Source organism: Bradyrhizobium sp. 149, from assembly GCF_023073915.1.
Classification (GTDB): domain Bacteria; phylum Pseudomonadota; class Alphaproteobacteria; order Rhizobiales; family Xanthobacteraceae; genus Bradyrhizobium.
Map to the genome: position 1 here is coordinate 143,678 of NZ_JADPKK010000013.1, position 17,935 is coordinate 161,612.

General features: G+C 63.4%; 18 protein-coding genes. 5 read left to right on the plus strand and 13 right to left on the minus strand.

Translation table 11 applies throughout. From position 1 onward, the window contains the following. Nucleotides 1-9: 9 nt before the first annotated feature. The 6 genes from ytfQ to IVA88_RS06135 all read right to left on the minus strand — a co-directional run bounded on the left by ytfQ (nt 10) and on the right by IVA88_RS06135 (nt 6,502). A complete protein-coding gene (gene ytfQ / locus IVA88_RS06110; RefSeq protein WP_247496389.1) occupies nt 10-975 on the minus strand; it encodes a galactofuranose ABC transporter, galactofuranose-binding protein YtfQ in 966 nt (321 codons plus the stop codon). Nucleotides 976-1,355: 380 nt separating this feature from the next. Continuing rightward, on the minus strand, nt 1,356-2,528 hold the full coding sequence (locus IVA88_RS06115) for a fumarylacetoacetate hydrolase family protein (protein WP_247496390.1): 1,173 nt from the start codon (nt 2,526-2,528) through the stop codon (nt 1,356-1,358). Nucleotides 2,529-2,638: 110 nt separating this feature from the next. Then, nucleotides 2,639-3,616 carry a HEAT repeat domain-containing protein gene (locus IVA88_RS06120; protein ID WP_247496391.1) on the minus strand — a complete coding sequence of 326 codons (978 nt, stop codon included), beginning with the start codon at nt 3,614-3,616 and terminating at the stop codon, nt 2,639-2,641. 2 nt (nt 3,617-3,618) lie between these two features. Beyond that, nucleotides 3,619-3,852 (minus strand): ferredoxin family protein, encoded by a 234-nt coding sequence (locus tag IVA88_RS06125; RefSeq protein WP_045011595.1) that lies wholly within the window; start codon nt 3,850-3,852, stop codon nt 3,619-3,621. Between the two features lie 29 nt (nt 3,853-3,881). Continuing rightward, entirely contained in the window at nt 3,882-5,624 is a 1,743-nt protein-coding gene (locus IVA88_RS06130) for a fumarate reductase/succinate dehydrogenase flavoprotein subunit (protein WP_247496392.1), read from the minus strand. A gap of 104 nt (nt 5,625-5,728) precedes the next feature. Continuing rightward, the gene (locus IVA88_RS06135; protein ID WP_247496393.1) at nt 5,729-6,502 is read right to left on the minus strand and encodes a ferredoxin--NADP reductase; all 774 of its coding nucleotides are present in this window, start codon (nt 6,500-6,502) and stop codon (nt 5,729-5,731) included. A gap of 207 nt (nt 6,503-6,709) precedes the next feature. Here IVA88_RS06135 and IVA88_RS06140 point away from each other — a divergent pair, with 207 nt between their 5' ends. The 5 genes from IVA88_RS06140 to IVA88_RS06160 all read left to right on the plus strand — a co-directional run bounded on the left by IVA88_RS06140 (nt 6,710) and on the right by IVA88_RS06160 (nt 11,333). Continuing rightward, complete coding sequence (locus IVA88_RS06140) at nt 6,710-7,006, plus strand: gamma-butyrobetaine hydroxylase-like domain-containing protein (protein ID WP_247496394.1); 297 nt, start codon at nt 6,710-6,712, stop codon at nt 7,004-7,006. A gap of 192 nt (nt 7,007-7,198) precedes the next feature. Then, the gene (locus IVA88_RS06145) at nt 7,199-7,972 is read left to right on the plus strand and encodes a Crp/Fnr family transcriptional regulator (protein WP_247496395.1); all 774 of its coding nucleotides are present in this window, start codon (nt 7,199-7,201) and stop codon (nt 7,970-7,972) included. 165 nt (nt 7,973-8,137) lie between these two features. After that, on the plus strand, nt 8,138-9,559 hold the full coding sequence (locus IVA88_RS06150) for an ABC transporter substrate-binding protein (protein ID WP_247496396.1): 1,422 nt from the start codon (nt 8,138-8,140) through the stop codon (nt 9,557-9,559). Nucleotides 9,560-9,594: 35 nt separating this feature from the next. Further along, the gene (locus IVA88_RS06155) at nt 9,595-10,464 is read left to right on the plus strand and encodes an ABC transporter permease (protein ID WP_247496397.1); all 870 of its coding nucleotides are present in this window, start codon (nt 9,595-9,597) and stop codon (nt 10,462-10,464) included. Further along, the gene (locus IVA88_RS06160; protein ID WP_247496398.1) at nt 10,461-11,333 is read left to right on the plus strand and encodes an ABC transporter ATP-binding protein; all 873 of its coding nucleotides are present in this window, start codon (nt 10,461-10,463) and stop codon (nt 11,331-11,333) included. Before IVA88_RS06155 ends, IVA88_RS06160 begins: the two co-directional genes overlap by 4 nt. A 192-nt stretch (nt 11,334-11,525) precedes the next feature. Here IVA88_RS06160 and IVA88_RS06165 read toward each other — a convergent pair whose 3' ends face one another. The 7 genes from IVA88_RS06165 to IVA88_RS06195 form a co-directional block, all read right to left on the minus strand. Next, complete coding sequence (locus tag IVA88_RS06165; RefSeq protein WP_247496399.1) at nt 11,526-12,584, minus strand: putative sulfate exporter family transporter; 1,059 nt, start codon at nt 12,582-12,584, stop codon at nt 11,526-11,528. A gap of 109 nt (nt 12,585-12,693) precedes the next feature. Then, nucleotides 12,694-12,873: a hypothetical protein gene (locus IVA88_RS06170; RefSeq protein ID WP_231171117.1), complete on the minus strand. Its 180-nt coding sequence runs from the start codon at nt 12,871-12,873 to the stop codon at nt 12,694-12,696. A 203-nt stretch (nt 12,874-13,076) separates the two neighbouring features. Continuing rightward, complete coding sequence (locus IVA88_RS06175; protein WP_247496400.1) at nt 13,077-13,790, minus strand: ABC transporter ATP-binding protein; 714 nt, start codon at nt 13,788-13,790, stop codon at nt 13,077-13,079. Further along, complete coding sequence (locus tag IVA88_RS06180; protein ID WP_247496401.1) at nt 13,787-14,542, minus strand: ABC transporter ATP-binding protein; 756 nt, start codon at nt 14,540-14,542, stop codon at nt 13,787-13,789. The genes IVA88_RS06175 and IVA88_RS06180 overlap by 4 nt, the downstream gene beginning before the upstream one ends. Before the next feature lie 2 nt (nt 14,543-14,544). Next, nucleotides 14,545-15,564, minus strand: coding sequence for a branched-chain amino acid ABC transporter permease (locus IVA88_RS06185; RefSeq protein ID WP_247496402.1), 1,020 nt, complete (start codon nt 15,562-15,564; stop codon nt 14,545-14,547). Beyond that, nucleotides 15,561-16,463 carry a branched-chain amino acid ABC transporter permease gene (locus IVA88_RS06190; RefSeq protein WP_247496403.1) on the minus strand — a complete coding sequence of 301 codons (903 nt, stop codon included), beginning with the start codon at nt 16,461-16,463 and terminating at the stop codon, nt 15,561-15,563. The genes IVA88_RS06185 and IVA88_RS06190 overlap by 4 nt, the downstream gene beginning before the upstream one ends. 87 nt (nt 16,464-16,550) lie before the next feature. Further along, nucleotides 16,551-17,810 carry an ABC transporter substrate-binding protein gene (locus tag IVA88_RS06195; protein ID WP_247496404.1) on the minus strand — a complete coding sequence of 420 codons (1,260 nt, stop codon included), beginning with the start codon at nt 17,808-17,810 and terminating at the stop codon, nt 16,551-16,553. Nucleotides 17,811-17,935: the final 125 nt, after the last annotated feature.

Sequence of the window (17,935 nt, forward strand, 5' to 3'; positions counted from 1 at the left end):
GCACTCGCCTCAGTAACCGAGGCCCTTCTTGCTGTCGTAGATCTTCTGCGGATCATCGGTGGCGGTGTAGAGCTTCGAGTCGGTCTGGATCCATTTCGGCGGAACGGTGCCCTTGTCCTTGAAGGCCGCGATGGCATCGAGCGCGGGCCCCGCCATGTTCGGCGTCAGCTCGACCGTGGCATTGGCTTCGCCCGCGACCATCGCCTTGAAGATGTCGGGGACCGCATCGATCGAGACGGTGAGGACCTCCTTGCCGGGCTTGAGGCCGGCTTCCTTCATGGCCTGGATGGCGCCGACCATCATGTCGTCGTTGTGTGCGTAGACCGCGCAGATCGACTTGCCGCCGCCTTCGGCCTTGATAAAGCTTTCCATCACTTCCTTGCCCTTGGCGCGGGTGAAGTCGCCGGTCTGGCTGCGCACCACCTTCAGGTTCGCATGCTTGGCGATTGCGGTGTCAAAACCCTTCTTGCGGTTGGCGGCGACGCTCGCGCCGACCGTGCCCTGCAATTCGACGATGTTGCAGGCCTTGCCGCCGACGGTCTTTGCCAGCCAGTCGCCGGCGACCTCGCCTTCATGCACACTGTCGGAGGTCACTGCAGTGAGATAGAGCTCCTTGCCGGAGGGATCGATATCGCGATCGAGCAGCACGACCGGGATCTTGGCCTCCTTGGCTTCCTTCAGCACCGAGTCCCAGCCGGTCGAGACGACGGGCGCTAGGAAGATCGCATCGACGTTCTGCGCGATGAAGGAGCGGATCGCCTTGATCTGGTTCTCCTGCTTCTGCTGCGCGTCGGCAATCTTGAGATTGACCTTGCGCTTGGTAGCTTCCTGCTTGGAGACCGAGGTCTCGGCCGCGCGCCAGCCGGATTCCGATCCGATCTGCGAGAAGCCGATGGTGAGCTCGGCGGCATTCGCCGGCAACGCGAGCAGCAACGCGGCGGTGGCGCTGGCCGCAAAGAGGGCTTTGAGGATCATCAGGCGTGTCTCCCAAAATGTTATCCAGGGCGCCGATTGGTAGCATGGCACCCGCAGGCCGGCCTTGGAGGCGGCGGGAGGGACTATTTCACGGAAGTTTGGTTCCGACTAGTCATATTATCTGACTATTTGCGCCGAACACTGCGCTCGGCGAGAGGGCCACCGTATGACACGCCAAGCGCGATTGTGTTCCGTGGATGCAACGGGAAGATGAAGGAAATGATGCGGCTTGGCCAGCGCCACATCGTCATGGCCGGGCTCGTCCCAGCCATCCGCGGCCTTGCCATGCGGGTCAAAGAACGTGGATGCCCGGGACGAGCCCGGGCATGACGACCTTTTGCGAATGCGCTGCTCGGGGGCAACGTGAGGGAGAGCCGGCCCTAGATCAGCTTCCGCTGCGCCAGATTCTTCATCAGCGCGCCGATGCCGAACGTCCACGGCTCGCACTCGTCGCTGCCGCGCATACGGTTGATGAGCTTGCCGAGCTGGGGCGCCGCGATCGTGACGATGTCATCGCGCTTGTGGGTGAACCCCTGCCCCGGCGCATCGCGATCCTTGACCGGCGCGAACATGGTCCCGAGGAACAGCACGAAGCCGTCGGGGTATTGATGAACCTTGCCGATGGTCTGCTCGACGAGGTCGGTGGGGTCGCGGCTGATCATGCTGATCGAGGAGTGACCGTCGAGGACAAAGCCGTCCTGCCCCTTCACGTTCAGGCTGATGTCCAGCTTGCGGGCGTCGTCAAGCGTGAAGCTGTCGTCGAACAGGCGCAGCAGCGGACCGATGGAGCACGAGGCGTTGTTGTCCTTGGCTTTCGACAACAGCAGCGCTGAACGACCCTCGAAGTCGCGCAGATTGACGTCGTTGCCGAGCGCGCCGCCGACGATCTTGCCGCGGCTCGAGACGAACAGCACGAGCTCCGGCTCGGGATTGTTCCAGGTCGACTTCGGATGCAGCCCCGCATCCATGCCCGTGCCGACCGACGACAAGGTCGGCGCCTTGGTGAAGACCTCGGCATCGGGGCCGATGCCGACCTCGAGATACTGGCTCCAAGCGTTCTGGTCGATCAGCACCTGCTTCAGGTGCATCGCCTGGTCCGAGCCCGGCTTGAGTTTTGACAGATCATCGCCGATCAGCCGCGTCACTTCTTTCCGGATCGCTTCGGCCGAGGCCGGATTGCCTTTCGCCCGCTCCTCGATCACGCGCTCCAGCATCGAGATGGCGAAGGTCACGCCGGCCGCCTTCAGTGTCTGGAGATCGACCGGCGCGAGCAGCCACGGCTTTTTCGGATCGCGCTGATCGGGCGGCGTGTTGGCGACGATCGGCTCGAGGTCGCCGATGCGCTCGCCCTTGGTCGCGGCAAGCGCCTTCGCCGGATCGTCCTCCTCGCAGAGCGCGCTGACGGTCGGGAATTTTGCCGTGACGTTGAATACACCATCGCTACGCACGACGACCACGGCCGGGCCATTCGACTGCGGCAGCCAGACGCGGCCGACGAGCGTTCCGCGCGTGCCGTCCTCGGGAAGAAGGTCCTTAACCGTCAATGTCGTCATGGCGTGTCCTCGCTCTTTTCGGATCGGCCGCGTTCGCAGAGGCCGATCACGTTGGCGAAGACCAATAAACGTCTGGGACGGGAAGTCCAGAGCGGCAGCCTGCCGCGCTTCTATGCCCCCGCCCGGGCTTTTCGCGCCGCAATCTGCTGAAGCGCCCAGCGCGCGTTCTTGCGCACCTCAGGATCGGAATCGTCGGCGATGACGGCAAGGAACGCCTCGCCGTCGGGATGGGCGATCTCGCCGAGCGCCGCAGCGGCTTCCTTCCGCAGATTGGCCTGATCATGATTGATGCAATTGCCGATCGGGCGCACGGCGCGCTCGATCTTCATCCGGCCGAGGCTGCGGATCGCCTTCAGCCGCACCTGCCAGAATTCGTCTGCGAGGGAACCGATGAGCTGGTCGGCGGCGAGCGAGCCGTTGACGTTCAGGCCCAAAGTTTCCGCCGCCATCTCGCGCACCATCCAGTCGGTATCCTTCAGCGCGCGGGTGATCGTCTCGGCCGCCGGCTTCAAATGCGAGAAGGCGAGCGCGCTGACGGCGGCACGGCGCACATGAGCGTCGGGATCGTTGATCAGCGAGGTCAGCGCCGGAATCGATTCCTCCAGCTTGAGGAACCCGATCACGCCGATTGCCTGCACGCGCACGGCGGCGTCGGAATCCTGGAGCGCTTCCAGCGCGGGCTTCAGCGTGTCCTTGCAGCGCAGCTCCTTCAGCGCACGCAATGCGCCCATGCGGACGAAGGCGTGGGCATGCTTGACCAGCGGCAGGATGATTTCGGCGCAGGCGGGATCCTTGAACTCGGCCATGCTGTCGGCCGCGGCGGCCGCGACAATTCGTTCGGGGTCGACGAGCAGCTTCACCAGCGCGCTGGCGGCCTCCGGTCCGTCGAACTCGCCGAGCGCCATCGCGACCTGCTGGCGGACGCCGGCATCGGGATCGGTCACCATGTTGGCGAGATGGCCGACGGCGGCCGGATCGCCGGAATGGCCGAGCGCGATGATCGCGACACGGCGCTCCCCTGGATCGGCGGCCTGGAGCCGCTCGTCGGCATCTTCGAGATCGTCGTAGGATTCGAACGGGCTCGACATGACTACCTCAGGAGATAGGGAATGTTGACGGTGACGGCGCCGGTCGGGCAATCGGCCTCGCAAGGCATGCAATACCAGCACTCGTCATAGGCCATGTAGGCCTTGCCGCTCATGTCGCTGATGCGCAGCACGTCGAGCGGACAGACGTCGACGCACACGGTGCAGCCCTTGTCCGCGATGCATTTGGCGTCGTCGACGACCACCGGAACCGATGTCTGATAGGAAGCGAGAGGCATCGTATGTCTCCTGTTACTTGTGCGGCGGGTCAGGCTGTGGCGCGGATGCGCTGCTTGGCGTAGAGATCCTTCTCGCCGTCGGCGATCGGCACGACATAGGGCTCCACGGCACGCTTCTCGCTGGTCATCTTACCGTCCTGTTTGCTCAGCAGTGTGTGGCAGAACCAGTTCTCGTTGTCCTTCTCCGGGAAATCCGTCCGCCAGTGATAGAGGCCCCAGCGGCTTTCCTCGCGGTAGAGCGAGGCATGCACAGCCATGTCCGCGCAGTCCATGATCGACTGTACTTCGAGCGCGCGGAGCAGTTCGTGCGCGTTGCGCGCGATCATGCGCTCCTGCATGTCTTCCCTTGCTTCGGCGAGCCGGCGCATGCCGAGTTCGTATTTGCGCGTGACTTTCGGCGGCTGCAGATAGTCGTTGACGAGGCGCCGGGTCTTGTACTCGATCTGGTTCGGCGGGATGCCGTCCTCGCGTTTGGTTGGGGCCATCACGCGGTCGCGTTCCTTCGCGACTTCGGCCGCGTCGAATTCAGCAAAATCGTGATTGTCGGCGAACTCCATCGCGTCGATCCCGGCGACCGAGCCGTTGGTGAAGGCACCGAGCATGTAGTTGTGCGGCACGCTCGCCATGTCGCCGGCGGCATAGAGGCCGGGGACCGTGGTGCGCGCGTTGTCGTCGACGAACACGCCCGACGCGCTGTGACCGGAGCAGAAGCCGATCTCCGAGATATGCATCTCAATCGACTCGCTGCGGTAGTCGACGCCGCGTCCCTGCTGAAACAGACCGCGCGTGGGACGCTCGACCTTGTGCAGCGTGGATTCGATCTCGGAGATGGTGTCCGGGTGCAGATGCTTGAGCTGGAGAAACACCGGGCCCTTGCCGGACAGCAGCTCGTTGTAGAATTCGAGCATCATCTGTCCGGACCAGTAATCGCATTCGATGAAGCGCGATCCCTCGTTGTTGGCGGTGAAGGCGCCGAAGGGACCGGCGACATAGGCGCAGGCCGGGCCGTTATAGTCCTTGATCAGCGGATTGATCTGATAGCATTCGAGGTTCGCCAGTGCCGCACCGGCGTGATAGGCCATGGAATAGCCGTCGCCCGAGTTGGCCGCGTTCTCATAGGTGCCGAACATGTAGCCGGAGGTCGGCAGGCCGAGACGGCCGGCGGCGCCCATGCACAGGATCACGGCCTTGGCCTTGATCACCAGGATCTCGGCGGTACGGGTGTTGACGCTGATCGCACCGGCAATGCGGCCGTCGGCGGACTTCAAAAGCCGCGTCGCCATGTAGCGGTTGGAGATCAGGATGCGGGCGCGGCGGAGCTGGCGATAGAGCGCCTTCTTCACGGTCTCGCCGTTCGGCATCGGCAGCACGTAGGTGCCGATGTGATGCACCTTCTTGACGGCGTAGTCGCCGTTCTCGTTCTTCAGGAAGCGGATGCCGAAACTGTCGAGCTCCTCGATGATCGAATAGCAGTTTTGCGCGTATTTGTAGACCGCCTTCTGATCGACGATGCCGTCATTGGCGATGGTGATCTCCTTGGTGTACTGCTCCGGCGTCGCATAGCCGGGGATGACGGCGTTGTTCAAGCCGTCCATGCCCATCGAGATTGCGCCGGAGCGCTTGACGTTGGCCTTTTCGAGCAGGACGACGTTGGCCTTCGGGTTCTTCAGCTTCGCCTTTAGTGCCGCCATCGGGCCGGCCGTGCCGCCGCCGATCACCAGCACGTCGCAGGAAACCTCCGAAAGTCCGTCGACGATCTGATCTAGTGCCATCGCTTGCTCCTGGTTCGCCGGCAGGTCCGGCGCCTTTGCATCAGATTTGTTCAGCAGGCGTCCCGGCGATAGCAATTAGTTGTCGGCGGGGTGCGATTTGCGCCTCAGCGCTCGACAAACGCCTTTTCGATCACGAAATGGCCGGGCCGGCTGTGACTGCCCTCGATGAAGCCATGCGCAGACAACATCGCGGGCAGTTCCTCCAGCATCGCCGGGCTGCCGCACAACATGATGCGGTCGGTCTCGATATCGAGGCCTGAGAGACCGATGTCGTCGAAAAGCTGGTTCGAGGCGATCAGGTCGCTGATGCGGCCGCGATTCCTGAACGGCTCCCGGGTGACGGTGGGATAGTAGACCAGCTTGTCGTGGATCAGCGGCCCAAAGAACTCGTGATTGCGCAGGCCTTCGACGAGGTGCTCGCCATAAGAGAGCTCGGAGACCTGGCGGCAGCCATGGGCGAGCACGATGGTCTCGTAATTCTCGTAGACGTCGGGGTCCTTGATCAGGCTGGCGAACGGCGCGAGCCCCGTTCCAGTCGAGAGCAGCAACAGGCGCTTGCCGGGAATGAGATTGCCGGTGATCAGCGTGCCCGTCGCCTTGCGGCCAACCAGGATGACGTCGCCTTCCCTGATCTTCTGGAGCCGCGAGGTCAGCGGGCCGTCCTGCACCTTGATCGAGAAGAACTCGAGCGCCTCCTCGTGATTGGCGCTGGCCATGCTGTAGGCCCGCAGCAGCGGCTTGCCCTCGACTTCCAGCCCGATCATCGCGAACTGGCCGTTCTGGAAGCGAAAGCCCGGATCGCGCGTCGCGGTGAAGCTGAACAGGGATTCGGTCCAGTGCCTGACCGACAGAACCGTTTCCTTCTGAAATGCGCTCATTGTCTCTCCTGACCTCGATTGCGCGCAAGGTTTCGGAGAGACAGGAATCGGGCAACGCCGAACTGAAATTCCCGGTCGATTAGTTTCACATTTCGTGGACGATGATCGAAGTGCAGGCAGCGAGGACCAGTGGCTCGCGTCCGCGCCTGGCAATTAGTTGCTATCGCAGCAGCGCTGCGACAACGTAGGGAGGGTCGGAGACACGTCATGACCTTGGTGACACCGACCGTGGCAGATTACGAAGCAAGCGCCGACCTCGCGACGCTCCGCGTCCGCACCACGCAGGACGGCGAGCTCAGCCTTCCCGCCGAGCAGCTCCGCCTCTCCTGCAAATGTGCCCATTGCACCCGCGCCCGCTTCGACGGCCGCTTCCCCGAGCGGTTTCCGGGCATCGCGATCACCGAGATCGGCGATCTCGGCTACGGGCTGAACATCTCGTTTTCGGATGGGCACAACCGGGGGATTTACCCGAAGCCGTATTTGTTGAGCTTGGCGGGGCGCTAGGCCAAAATCTCTCCGCCAACTCCGCTGTCATTCCCCGCGAACGCGGGGAATCCAGTACCCCGCGGCTTATCCGTATCCCATTGCTTTCTCTTGAATACTGGATCGCCCGGTCTTCGCCGGGCGATGACAGCTGAGTGACTGGCACGGACATTGCTCCTCTTTAGAACGATTTCAACGTTCCGGAGGCAGACGATGTTACAGGCGGCCAATGTGGTTCGCGGGACTGTCCCCCCGGCAGTCCGGCCGGCCGGCGGCTCCTCGCTGCTGCTCACCGAGAACCAGCAATGGATCGGCGGACCGCCGCCCTTGATGGACAAGCTCAGCCAGCGCGAGCGCGAGCTGGTGCTGAAGCAGGGCCGCCGAAAAGTGCTCAACCGCGGCCAGACGCTGTTCAGCCAGGGTGGCAAGCATGACGGTATCTGGTTGATCGAGAGCGGCCGTATCCGGGTGTTCTACACCTCCCCGCTCGGCCGCGAGATCACGCTGGCCTACTGGCATGTCGGCAATTTCGTCGGCGGGCCGGAAGTGTTCGAAGGCACAGCGCATCAATGGTCCGGCGTTGCATCCAGCAATTGCAGCGTGGTGCATCTGCCCGGAAAGGAGCTGCGATCCCTTGCCGTGGAGATCCCGAACCTTGCGATCGGGCTGATCGAAGGCCTGACCTTCAAGGGCAAGTGCTATTCGGCGCTGGCCCAGATGCTGGGAACGCGCTCGATCACACAGCGCCTTGCGCATCTGCTGCTGCATCTCGTTGACCTCTATGGCGTCCATGACGCCGACGGCCGTGTGATCGCGGCCGCCTTCACCCATGCCGATATCGCCCACATGGTCGGCGCCACCAGGCAATGGGTCACGATCAGCCTGAAGCGCATGCAGGAGAAGGGAATCGTGCTGACCAAGCGCTCGCAGATCGTGGTCTGCCGGCCCGATGTGCTGGAAGAGATGCGAGGGCAAGCATCCGACTAGGGCCGGTGCCCATGCATGCGGCTTTATAGTGCAGGACTGCCCAAGGAGTATGCAATCAACTTTTCCCGGCAACTAATCGACTGTGGTGCTCATTCCGGATTTGCCCTGCCCACGCCCTCACCCAATCATGGCAATCACAGCACATCCAACCGAATGAGGATGAGAATGGTCCGCCATCTTCCCACGCTCTCGATCGCGATGTCGGTGACGTCGCTGGCGCTTCTCCTCGCGCAGCCGGCCGCGGCGGAAACCGTCACGCTCGGGATCGGAACGCAGGACACCACCACAAACACGGTGACCGCCGGCGTCGTCATCCGTCAGCTCCATTTCCTCGAGAAATATCTGCCGAAGGAAGGCAAATACGCCAACATCAAGTTCGAGCTGGAGTGGCAGAATTTCACCTCCGGCCCGCCCGTCACCAACGCAATGGTGGCGAATAAGCTGCAAATCGGCATGATGGGCGACTATCCGCTGATCGTGAACGGCTTCACCTTCGACAGCAATCCGGAGAGCAAGAGCCGGCTGATCGGCATCGCCGCCTACAGCCTGTCAGGCTCCGGCAACGGCATCGTGGTTCACAAGGATTCGCCCTACTACGATCTCGCCGATCTCAATGGCAAGCTCGTCAGCGTGCCGTTCGGCTCGGCCGCGCACGGCATGGTGCTGAAGGCGATGCAGGACCGCGGCTACGCGCCGGATTTTTTCCAGCTCGTCAGCCAGAGCCCGGAGGTCGGCTCGACCAATCTCCAGGAGAAGAAGATCGACGCGCACGCCGATTTCGTCCCGTTCGCCGAGCTGCTGCCGTTCCGCGGTTTTGCACGAAAGATCTTTGACGGCGTCGAGACCAATCTGCCGACCTTCCACGGCATCGTCGTGCGCACTGATTTCGCCGAGAAATATCCCGAGGTCGTCGTCGCCTACTTCAAGGCGATTATCGCCGCCAATCAATGGCTGCGCGACGATCCCAAGCTCGCCGCCGAGAAGATCCAGGAATGGACCGGCATCAGCAAGGAGGTCGTCTACATCTTCCTCGGCCCCAGCGGCAACATGACCACCGACCCGACGGTCAAGCCGGCGCTGATCGACGCCGCCACCGCCGACGTCAAGGTGCTGCAGAACCTCGGCCGCATGAAGGAGTTCGATCCCAAGAAATGGGTCGACGACAGCTACATCCGCAAAGCCTATGCCGAGATGAATCTCGACTATGACACGCAGCTTGCGAGCACCAAAAACTACGAGATCGCCGGCGAAGATTCATTCTGCAAAAAGCCGATCGCCGATCCGCGCAAGGCCGGCGAGGTCTGGGTCGACGATTCAGGCATCGTGCCCTTCTCGTCAGCCAGCTGCACACTCGGCGCCTATGCCGACTACAAGGCGAAGGGCAAGAAGATCAACGTGGCCTACGTCTTCGATACCACCCGCGGCATCAAGCTGTTCGCCGACCAAGCTTTCTTCGCGGTCGGCAATGGCGAGGTTGCCCCGTTCCTGCTGAAGAAGGACGCCGAAGCCTATGCCGCCAAGATCAGCGGCAAGGTGCTCGGCTTCGACGACGCCGTGAAGGCGGCGGTCGGCGGAGGCAAGACGTGAGCAGTCCCGCCCTCCTCAGACATTCCGAGGACAGCATGCCGGCAGCAGATGCCATCGGCGAGGCGGGCCCCGTTCCCGCCACTCCGCCCGCGACGTCGCCCGCCTTTGGCACGCTGGCACTGCGCTGGTACCGGCTCAACCGCGGCGGGCTCCGTGCGACCGCGATCGGCATCATCTCGCTGATCGTCTTCCTGCTGGCCTGGCACCTGCTGACGACCTATCGCGTCGTGTTCTTCGTGCGCTTCACCAACGTGCCTTCGCCGCTCGCGGTCTATGCGAGCTTCACCAAGGCGATCCATGATCCGAAATTCCTGCTGCATGTCCTGTTGAGCTGCCGGCGCATCTTCTTCGGCTTCTCGCTCGCGGCGATCGTCGCCGTGCCGCTCGGCCTGATCATGGGCCGTTTCAAGCTTGTCCATGAGATCATCTTTCCGGTAGCGGAGGTGCTGCGGCCAATCCCGGCGATCGCCTGGGTACCTATGGCGATCATGCTGTGGCCGACCAACGAGCAGAGCATCGTCTACATCACGTTCCTCGGCTCGTTCTTCCCGATCCTGGTCAACACGCTGCACGGCATGTCGCTGGTCGATCCCGTGCTGGTGCGCGCCGCGCAATGTCTCGGCGCCCGCGAGCGCTCGATCTTTCGCGATGTGTATTTCCCGGCCTCGCTCCCGCACATCTTCACCGGCCTCACCGTCGGCATGGGCGTGGCATGGGTATCCCTGATCGCCGCCGAGATGATCTCTGGGCAATACGGCATCGGCTATTTCACCTGGGAGGCTTATTCGCTGGTCCAGTATGCCGACATCGCGCTCGGCATGATCGCCATCGGCGTACTCGGTCTCGGATCAAGCATGTTGATCCGGGGAGCCGGACAATTGGTGATGCCGTGGAGGCTGAAATGAGCGAGATCGTTGCCAAAGCACCGCAGGGCCATATCGAGGTCAGGAATTTCTCCCTCAGCTACGACAGCATCGAAGGACCGGTACAGGCCGTCACCGAGACGCAGATCCATGTGAAGCCCGGCGAGTTCGTCTCGATCGTCGGGCCCTCCGGCTGTGGAAAGTCGACGCTGCTCAACGCGGTCGCGGGCTTCCTCAAGCCGACCACGGGCATCGTCACCGTCGACGGTGAGAAGGTGAACGGCCCCAGCGCCGAGCGCGGCATGGTGTTTCAGCAATATTCGCTGTTTCCCTGGAAGACGGTGCGGGAGAACGTCGAGTTCGGCTTGAAGATGCGCGGCATGCCGCGCTCACAGCGCGAGCGCGCCGCGCGCACGCTGCTGGGGCTGGCGGGCCTCGAAGCCTTCGAAAAACATTACCCCGAGAAACTCTCGGGTGGCATGAAGCAGCGCGTGGGCATCGTCCGCGCGCTCGCGACGGGACCAAAGGTGCTGCTCTTGGACGAGCCCTTCGGCGCGCTCGATGCGCAGACCCGCGTCATCATGCAGCAGATCCTCACTAACATGTGGCAGCGGCTGAAGATCTCGGTCCTGTTCGTCACCCACGACATTGACGAGGCGATCTTCCTGTCCGACCGCGTCTACTGCATGACCGCCCGCCCCGGCTCGATCAAGGCGGAGATTCCGATCCCGCTGGAGCGGCCGCGGCAGCAGTCGATGATGATGTCGTCGGAGTTTTTGGCGCTGCGCCGCGGACTGATGTCGCTGATCCGCGAGGAGAGCATCAAGGCGATGGGCGGCGAGATCACCGATCTTGGCATGCAGGGGCTGAACATCCAACTGCACGGCGCTTCGCTCGCGGATGTGATTTAGAAGCGCAAGCGCTCTCGCACTTCTTCCCTTCTCCCCTTGTGGGAGAAGGTGGCGCGAAGCGCCGGATGAGGGGTTCTCTCCGCACATTCACTGCAATAGGTTCATTCGCGGAGAGAACCCCTCACCCGGCTTCGCTTTCGCGAAGCCACCCTCTCCCACAAGGGGCGAGGGTGCACCGCCATCGCGGCGAGACTACTTGAACCAGTGCACCAGCGCGATGCTGATCCCGAGCAGCAGCATCAGCGACAACGTCACGGCCGCGGTCACCCGCCCGCCGACATTGGCCAGCACGCGCACATCGACACCGAGGCCGAGGGCCGCCATCGACACCACCGTAAGAAAGCTGGTGATCTTCGTCACTGGGCCGACCACCGTGCCCGGCACGATCTCCAGCGAGCGCAATGTCGCCAGCGCAAGGAAGCCGAGGATGAACCACGGGACCAGGCGGAAGAAGCCGACATTGGTCTTCTTGGCGTCGCTCTGCCAGCGCGAGGCCGTCAGCGAGAGGCCGACGACGACCGGCCCGAGCATCAGCACGCGCATCAGTTTCACCAGCGTGCCGATCTGTGTCGAGACGAGCCCCGCTGGGACCGTCGCGGCGAGCACCTGCGGTACGGCATAGACGGTCAGGCCTGCGAGGATGCCGTATTGCGTGGCCGATAGCTGCAGCAGCGGGATCAGCAGCGGCAGGCCCAGCACCATCATGACACCGAGGATCGCGGTGAAGGAGATCGAGGATGCGATCTCGTCATTGTTGGCGCCGATGATCGGCGCCACGGCAGCAATCGCCGAATTGCCGCAGATCGAGTTGCCGCAGGCAATCAGGATCGACAGCCGCGTCGAGAGGCCGAGCAGGCGGCTGATGCCGAAGGAGACGCAGAGCGCGACCACGACGACCGCTGCGATCGAAGCCAACAGCGCGACGCCGGACGCGGCGATAGCGGCAAAGCTGATCGAGGCCCCCAGCAGCATGACGGCGACTTCGAGCAGCTGCTTGGCGCTGAAGGCGATGCCCGACTGCCAGCGCGGCGCGGGCTTCCAGAAGCTGCGCAGGGCCATGCCGAGCAGGATCGCCATCACCAGCGCCTCGACATAGGGGTGCTCGAACAGACCGAGCTCCCCTCGCTCGAGCAGGGCCGAGACGCCGGCCACGGCGATGCAGAGGAGGATGCCGGGAATCAGCGCGACGATACGGCCCGTGGCCGTGGTCGGCTTGGCGTCGGCCGGGCTGGATGCTTGATTCTGCGACACAAATCTCTCCCAGAGGAGAAGGATTTATACGCAGCGCCATCCGATTGGGGAATAAGTTTTCGACATATCAGGGCCGAGGGAAGTTCTATCCTCAGGCCGAGGATCGAGCCTAGAAGATCAGGCTCTTGGCCAGCGAGGCGACGCGGCTGAAACCGTCGTAGACGCCCGGCTCGAAGAAGGCCGCACGCGCGAGCACGATGCCGGCAACCAGCGACCAGAACAGACCGGTGCCGACCCGCAGCAGCAGCTTTGACCCGCGCGAACGCGGCTGGGTGTCCGTTGCGGACACCAATCGCTCGCCGAAAGGCTCAAACCCGGTGCGTTCCATAGCAGTCAATCCATCAATTTCTGCCAGAAATGTCGTCGTTTCGGCCTCAAACAGCAATGGAAGCGATTGGCTTTTTTGCCAGCCGGAGGGGAAACTCCTTCCGCCGGAGAGACCCGGGGCAATAGTTTTCTTCTTCCGGCCTATTGGGGCACCGGCACCCCGGCTTACAGCGCCAGATAGCGGCGGCGGATGGCGTCGTTGGCCTTCAGCTCGTCGATTCCGGCGGCATAGACGATCTGGCCCTTGTCGATGACGGTGGCATGGCTCGCCAGCCCCAGGCAGAAATGCATGTTCTGCTCGGCGATAAGCACGGTCGAGCCGAGCTGACGGAGTTGCCGCAACAACTCGCCGATCCGCTGCACGATGATCGGCGCGAGGCCCTCGCTCGGCTCGTCGAGCAGCAGCAGCGCCGGATTGCCCATCAGCGTGCGCGCGATCGCGAGCATCTGCTGCTCGCCGCCCGACAGGCGCCCGGCGATGCGGTGGCGCAGCGGCTCCAGCAGCGGGAAGACGTCGTAGATGCGCTTGATCGGCCATTCGTCCTGGCCCTCCGGTCCGCGCTTCCTGCCGATGACGAGGTTGTCCTCGACCGTGTGCTCCGGAAAGATTTGGCGGTCCTCCGGCACGAAGCCGAGGCCGGCGCGCGCGATATGGTGCGGCTTCCGGCCGGAGATCACCGCGCCGCGCAGGCTGACCTTGCCCCGTCGCGGCGGCGCCAGACCCATGATCGCTTTCATGGTCGTCGATTTGCCCGCGCCGTTGCGGCCGAGCAGCGCCATTGTCTCGCCCTGCCGCACCGTCAGGGCGACGCCGAACAGGATCTGGCTGGTGCCATAATAGACGTCGAGATCGGCGACTTCGATGATTGCGGCGCTCATGCTGCGGCTCCCGCATGTTCGGTGCCGAGGTACGCCTCGATCACGGCGCTGTTGTTGCGGATCTCGTCGGGCGTTCCCGTTGCGAGGATGCGGCCGTAGCAGAGCACCACGATCTTCGGTGCGATCTTGAACACGATGTCCATGTCGTGCTCGATGAAGATCACGGTGATCTTTTGCGTCTCCCAGAGCTCGCGGACCCTATCGATCATGCGCCAGCGCTCCTCCGGGCCCATGCCTGCGGTGGGCTCGTCCAGCAGCAGCACTTTTGGTTCGAGCACCAGCGCCAGCGCGATGTCGAGCAGCTTCTGGTCGCCATGCGACAGGGTCGCGGCGGTGCGATTGCGTTTGCCGGCGAGGCCCAGCAGCTCCATCACATGCTCGGCGCGATCGCGGGTCTCCGGCAACGGAAAACGCTTGTGCAGCACCGCGGACGATAGCTGGTCGGCGCTGACGGCGGCGAGCATGGTCTCCTGCACCGTCAGCGATTTGAAGATGCTGGCGACCTGAAACGCGCGGCCGATGCCGTGGCGGACGATCTCCGGCGGCGAACGGCCGGCGAGATCGACGCCGCCGAGCAGCACCTCTCCGGAATCCGGCTTCAGCGCCCCAGTGATCAGGTTGAAGAAGGTGCTCTTGCCCGCGCCGTTCGGGCCGATCACGGCGGTGAGCGAGCCGTCGAGGAAGTCGAGCGAGACGTCGTTGGTCGCCTTCACGCCGCCAAAGGATTTTGCGAGGTTGCGGATCTCGAGCATGGCTAGCGTCCCTCGCCTGCGCCGCGACGTTGTGAAAACCATTCAGCGACGAAGTCCAAAAGGCCTTTGCGCAAGCCGAGCGCGAAGAACAGGATGACGACGCCCAGCACGATGCCGTGGTACTCGGTAAACCGCGTCACGGTGTCGTTGAGCAGCAGCAACAGCACGGTCCCGACCATCGGCCCAAGGAAGGTCGAGACGCCGCCGAGCATGTTGATGAAGATGCCCTCGCCCGAGATCGTCCAATAGGCGAATTCCGGATAGGCGCCGGAGACGAACAGCGCCATCACCATGCCGCCCATCGACGCGAACAGCGCCGCCAGCACGAAGACGGTGAGTTTTGCGCGCCAGACGTCAATGCCGAGGAAGCTCGCGCGCGCGGCGTTGTCGCGGATCATGCGCAGGGTGTAGCCGAACGGCGATTGCGCAATCTGGCGCATGGCCAGCAGGCCGAGGATGAGAAGCGCACAGCTCGCGACATAGAGATGGACGTGGTCGGCGAGATTGATGCCGAGGAATGCGGGACGCGGAATGCCGCCGCGCAGGCCCTGATCACCGCCGGTGAAGGAAGCCCAGGACAGGATCGTCGAGTGGATCAGCATCTGGAACGCGAGCGTGACGAAGGCGAAATAGATCTCCTTCAGCCGCACACAGATCGCACCGATGACGGTCGCGACAACCGCCGTGATCGCCAGCGTCGCGACGAAGGCGACCGGAATGGGCAAGCCGAGCTTCTGCATGATCAGGCCGAAACTGTATGCGCCGAGGCCGAAGAACATGCCATGGCCGAACGAGGTCAGCCCGGTGTAGCCGACCAGCAGGTTGAGCGAGGTCGCAAACAGGCCGTAGGCGGAGCAGCGGATGACGAAGTCGAGCAGCGCCTTGCTGTCCGTGAACAGCGGCAGGCTGGCCAGCACGGCGAAGGCGATCAGCGCAATCAGCACATCGCGGTAGCGTTGAAGCGCGGCGACGCTGCGCACCGGCGCCAGCCTGTCGGCGCGTCCGGCCTCCAGCTCGGTCATGCCGCCTCCTTGCCGAACAGGCCGGTGGGTTTCGAGACCAGCACGATCACCATGAACAGATACATCAGGCCTTCCGTGAACAGCGGAAAGCCGAGCGAGCCGAACGAGCGGATCAGGCCGATCAGCAGCGCACCGACCAGCGCGCCCACAATCGAGCCCATGCCGCCGATCACGGTGACGATGAAGGACTCGATCAGCACCGAAAATCCCATGCCGGGGGTCAGCGACCGCACTGGCGCGGCGAGCGCACCCGCCAGCCCCGCCAACATACCCCCGAGCGCGAACACACCGCCGTAAATCAGGCCGGTGTTGATGCCGAGCGCGGAGACCATGCCGGGATTATGCGCAGCGGCACGGATCACCTTGCCGATGCGGCTGCGCGAGAGCCCAATGCCGAGCACGATCGCCGCGATCAGCGCTACGCCGATCAGCAGCAGATAATAAGGCGGCACCACGCCGCCCGCGATGAACAGCGGCATCACCTGGAACGCCGCAGGCATGCCCATCGACCTGAATTCCGGCCCCCAGATCAGCCGCACCACATCGTCGAAGATCAGCACGAAGGCGTAGCAGACGAGCAGCTGCATCAGCACGTCGGCACCATAGACGCGGCTCATGAAGATGCGTTCGAAGATCAGTCCAAGAATGGCGGTGCCGGCCGCACCGGCCAGCATTGCAAGCGCAAAGCTGCCGGTGAACTGATAGGCCGCCATCGCGAAATAGGCGCCGAACATGTAGAAGGCGCCGTGGCTGAAATTGACGATCTTGAGCACGCCGAAAATCAGCGTCAATCCGACCGCGACTAGGAACAGCAGCATGCCGATGATAAGGCCGCTGGTGGTTTGCGTCACCAGGCAGGCGGAGCTGGAGAGGCAGCCGGCAAGCGCGTCGAGATCCACGGGAGCACTTTCATTGTCGTGCGCCGGTCGCGGCGCGGAAAAACAAATGAAGGCGGAGGCGATCGCTCGCCTCCGCCATATGCAGGGTCAAGTGTAGCCCTTGCTCTTCTTCCACTCGGCTTCGAGCTCGAAGATGGCCTTCCAATCGCCGGCCTTGACCTCCGGGACATAGGGCTCCTGCGGGATCGTGGTGCCCCAGCCGATGGCGTAGCCAACGAGGGTGTGATCGTCGCCGCGCATGGTCACGGTGCCGTCGGCGCCGAACGGGCACTTGATGGTGAGGCCCTTCAAGACCTCCGCGATCTTCTTGCCGTCGGTGGAGTTCGCCTTCTTCGCGGCTTCTGCCAGGAACATCACCGCGGTTGCGTTCTGCCACGACCAGTTGGTCGGATACTCGTTGTACTTGGCCTTGTAGGCATCACCCCAGGCGGCATTTTCCGGCGTGGCCGGGAACGACTTGATGTAGCGGTTACCCGAATGGATGCCCTTGGGCAGGTTCTTCACCACGGTGAGCGCGGTGTAGTCGGCCATGTTGACCGCAAACACCTCCATCTGGCCGAACATCGCGTAGATGTTGGCCTGGTCGATATACGAGGTGAGATCGCCGCCCCACAGGCAGGAGTAAAGCGCCTGCGGCTTCGCCTGCAAAATCTTGGTCACGACTTCGGTGTAGTCGGGCTGGAACAGTTTTGGCCAGGACTCGCTGATGATCTCGACGTCGGGCGCGAAGCGCTTCAGGTACAGCGTGAACTCGCCGGTGGTGTCGCGGCCATAGGCATAGTCGGGCGAGCAGGTCGCCCATTTCTTCAGGCCCTTGGCCTTCGAGATCGACGCGGCGTAGCTGCCGCCGACGATGGAATCGTGAATGCCCTGGCGGACGCAGCGGAACGCGTTCGGGATGTGCTGCTTCGGATCGGCCGTCAGCGACGACGCTTCCGAGCAGGTGTGGACACAGAGCACGCCGAGATCGCGCGCCACTTCATGCACCGCGAACGATCCGGACGACGCCTCGGCGTCGATCAGCCATTCGCAGCCGTCGGTGTTGACGAGCTCGCGCGCGACGCGGGCCGCTTCCTGCGGCTGGCCCTTGGAGTCGCGGATCACCATCTCGATTGGCCTTCCGGCGAGCCCGCCGGCTGCGTTGACCTTGTCGACCTCGAGCATCACCGCGTTGCGCGACGACGTACCGAGCTGCGCGACCCGGCCCGACAAAATCGTCGGCATGCCGACCTTGATGGTCTTGGCCTGCGCGCGCGCCACCCACGGCGCGGCAACACTCATCGCACCGGCGCCCATCAGCGCCAATGTTGAACGGCGGCTGATGCCCGGCGTGCGGATTCTCGTCATTTTTCCCTCCCTCTGTGGGGTCGGCGTGTCCTGATCCCTGCCGGAGATCATCTCGTCTCCGTATTCCCAAGATTTCAGAGGCAGGGGGTGACGTCAAGCCAAAGATGAATTATGAGTCAGAATTC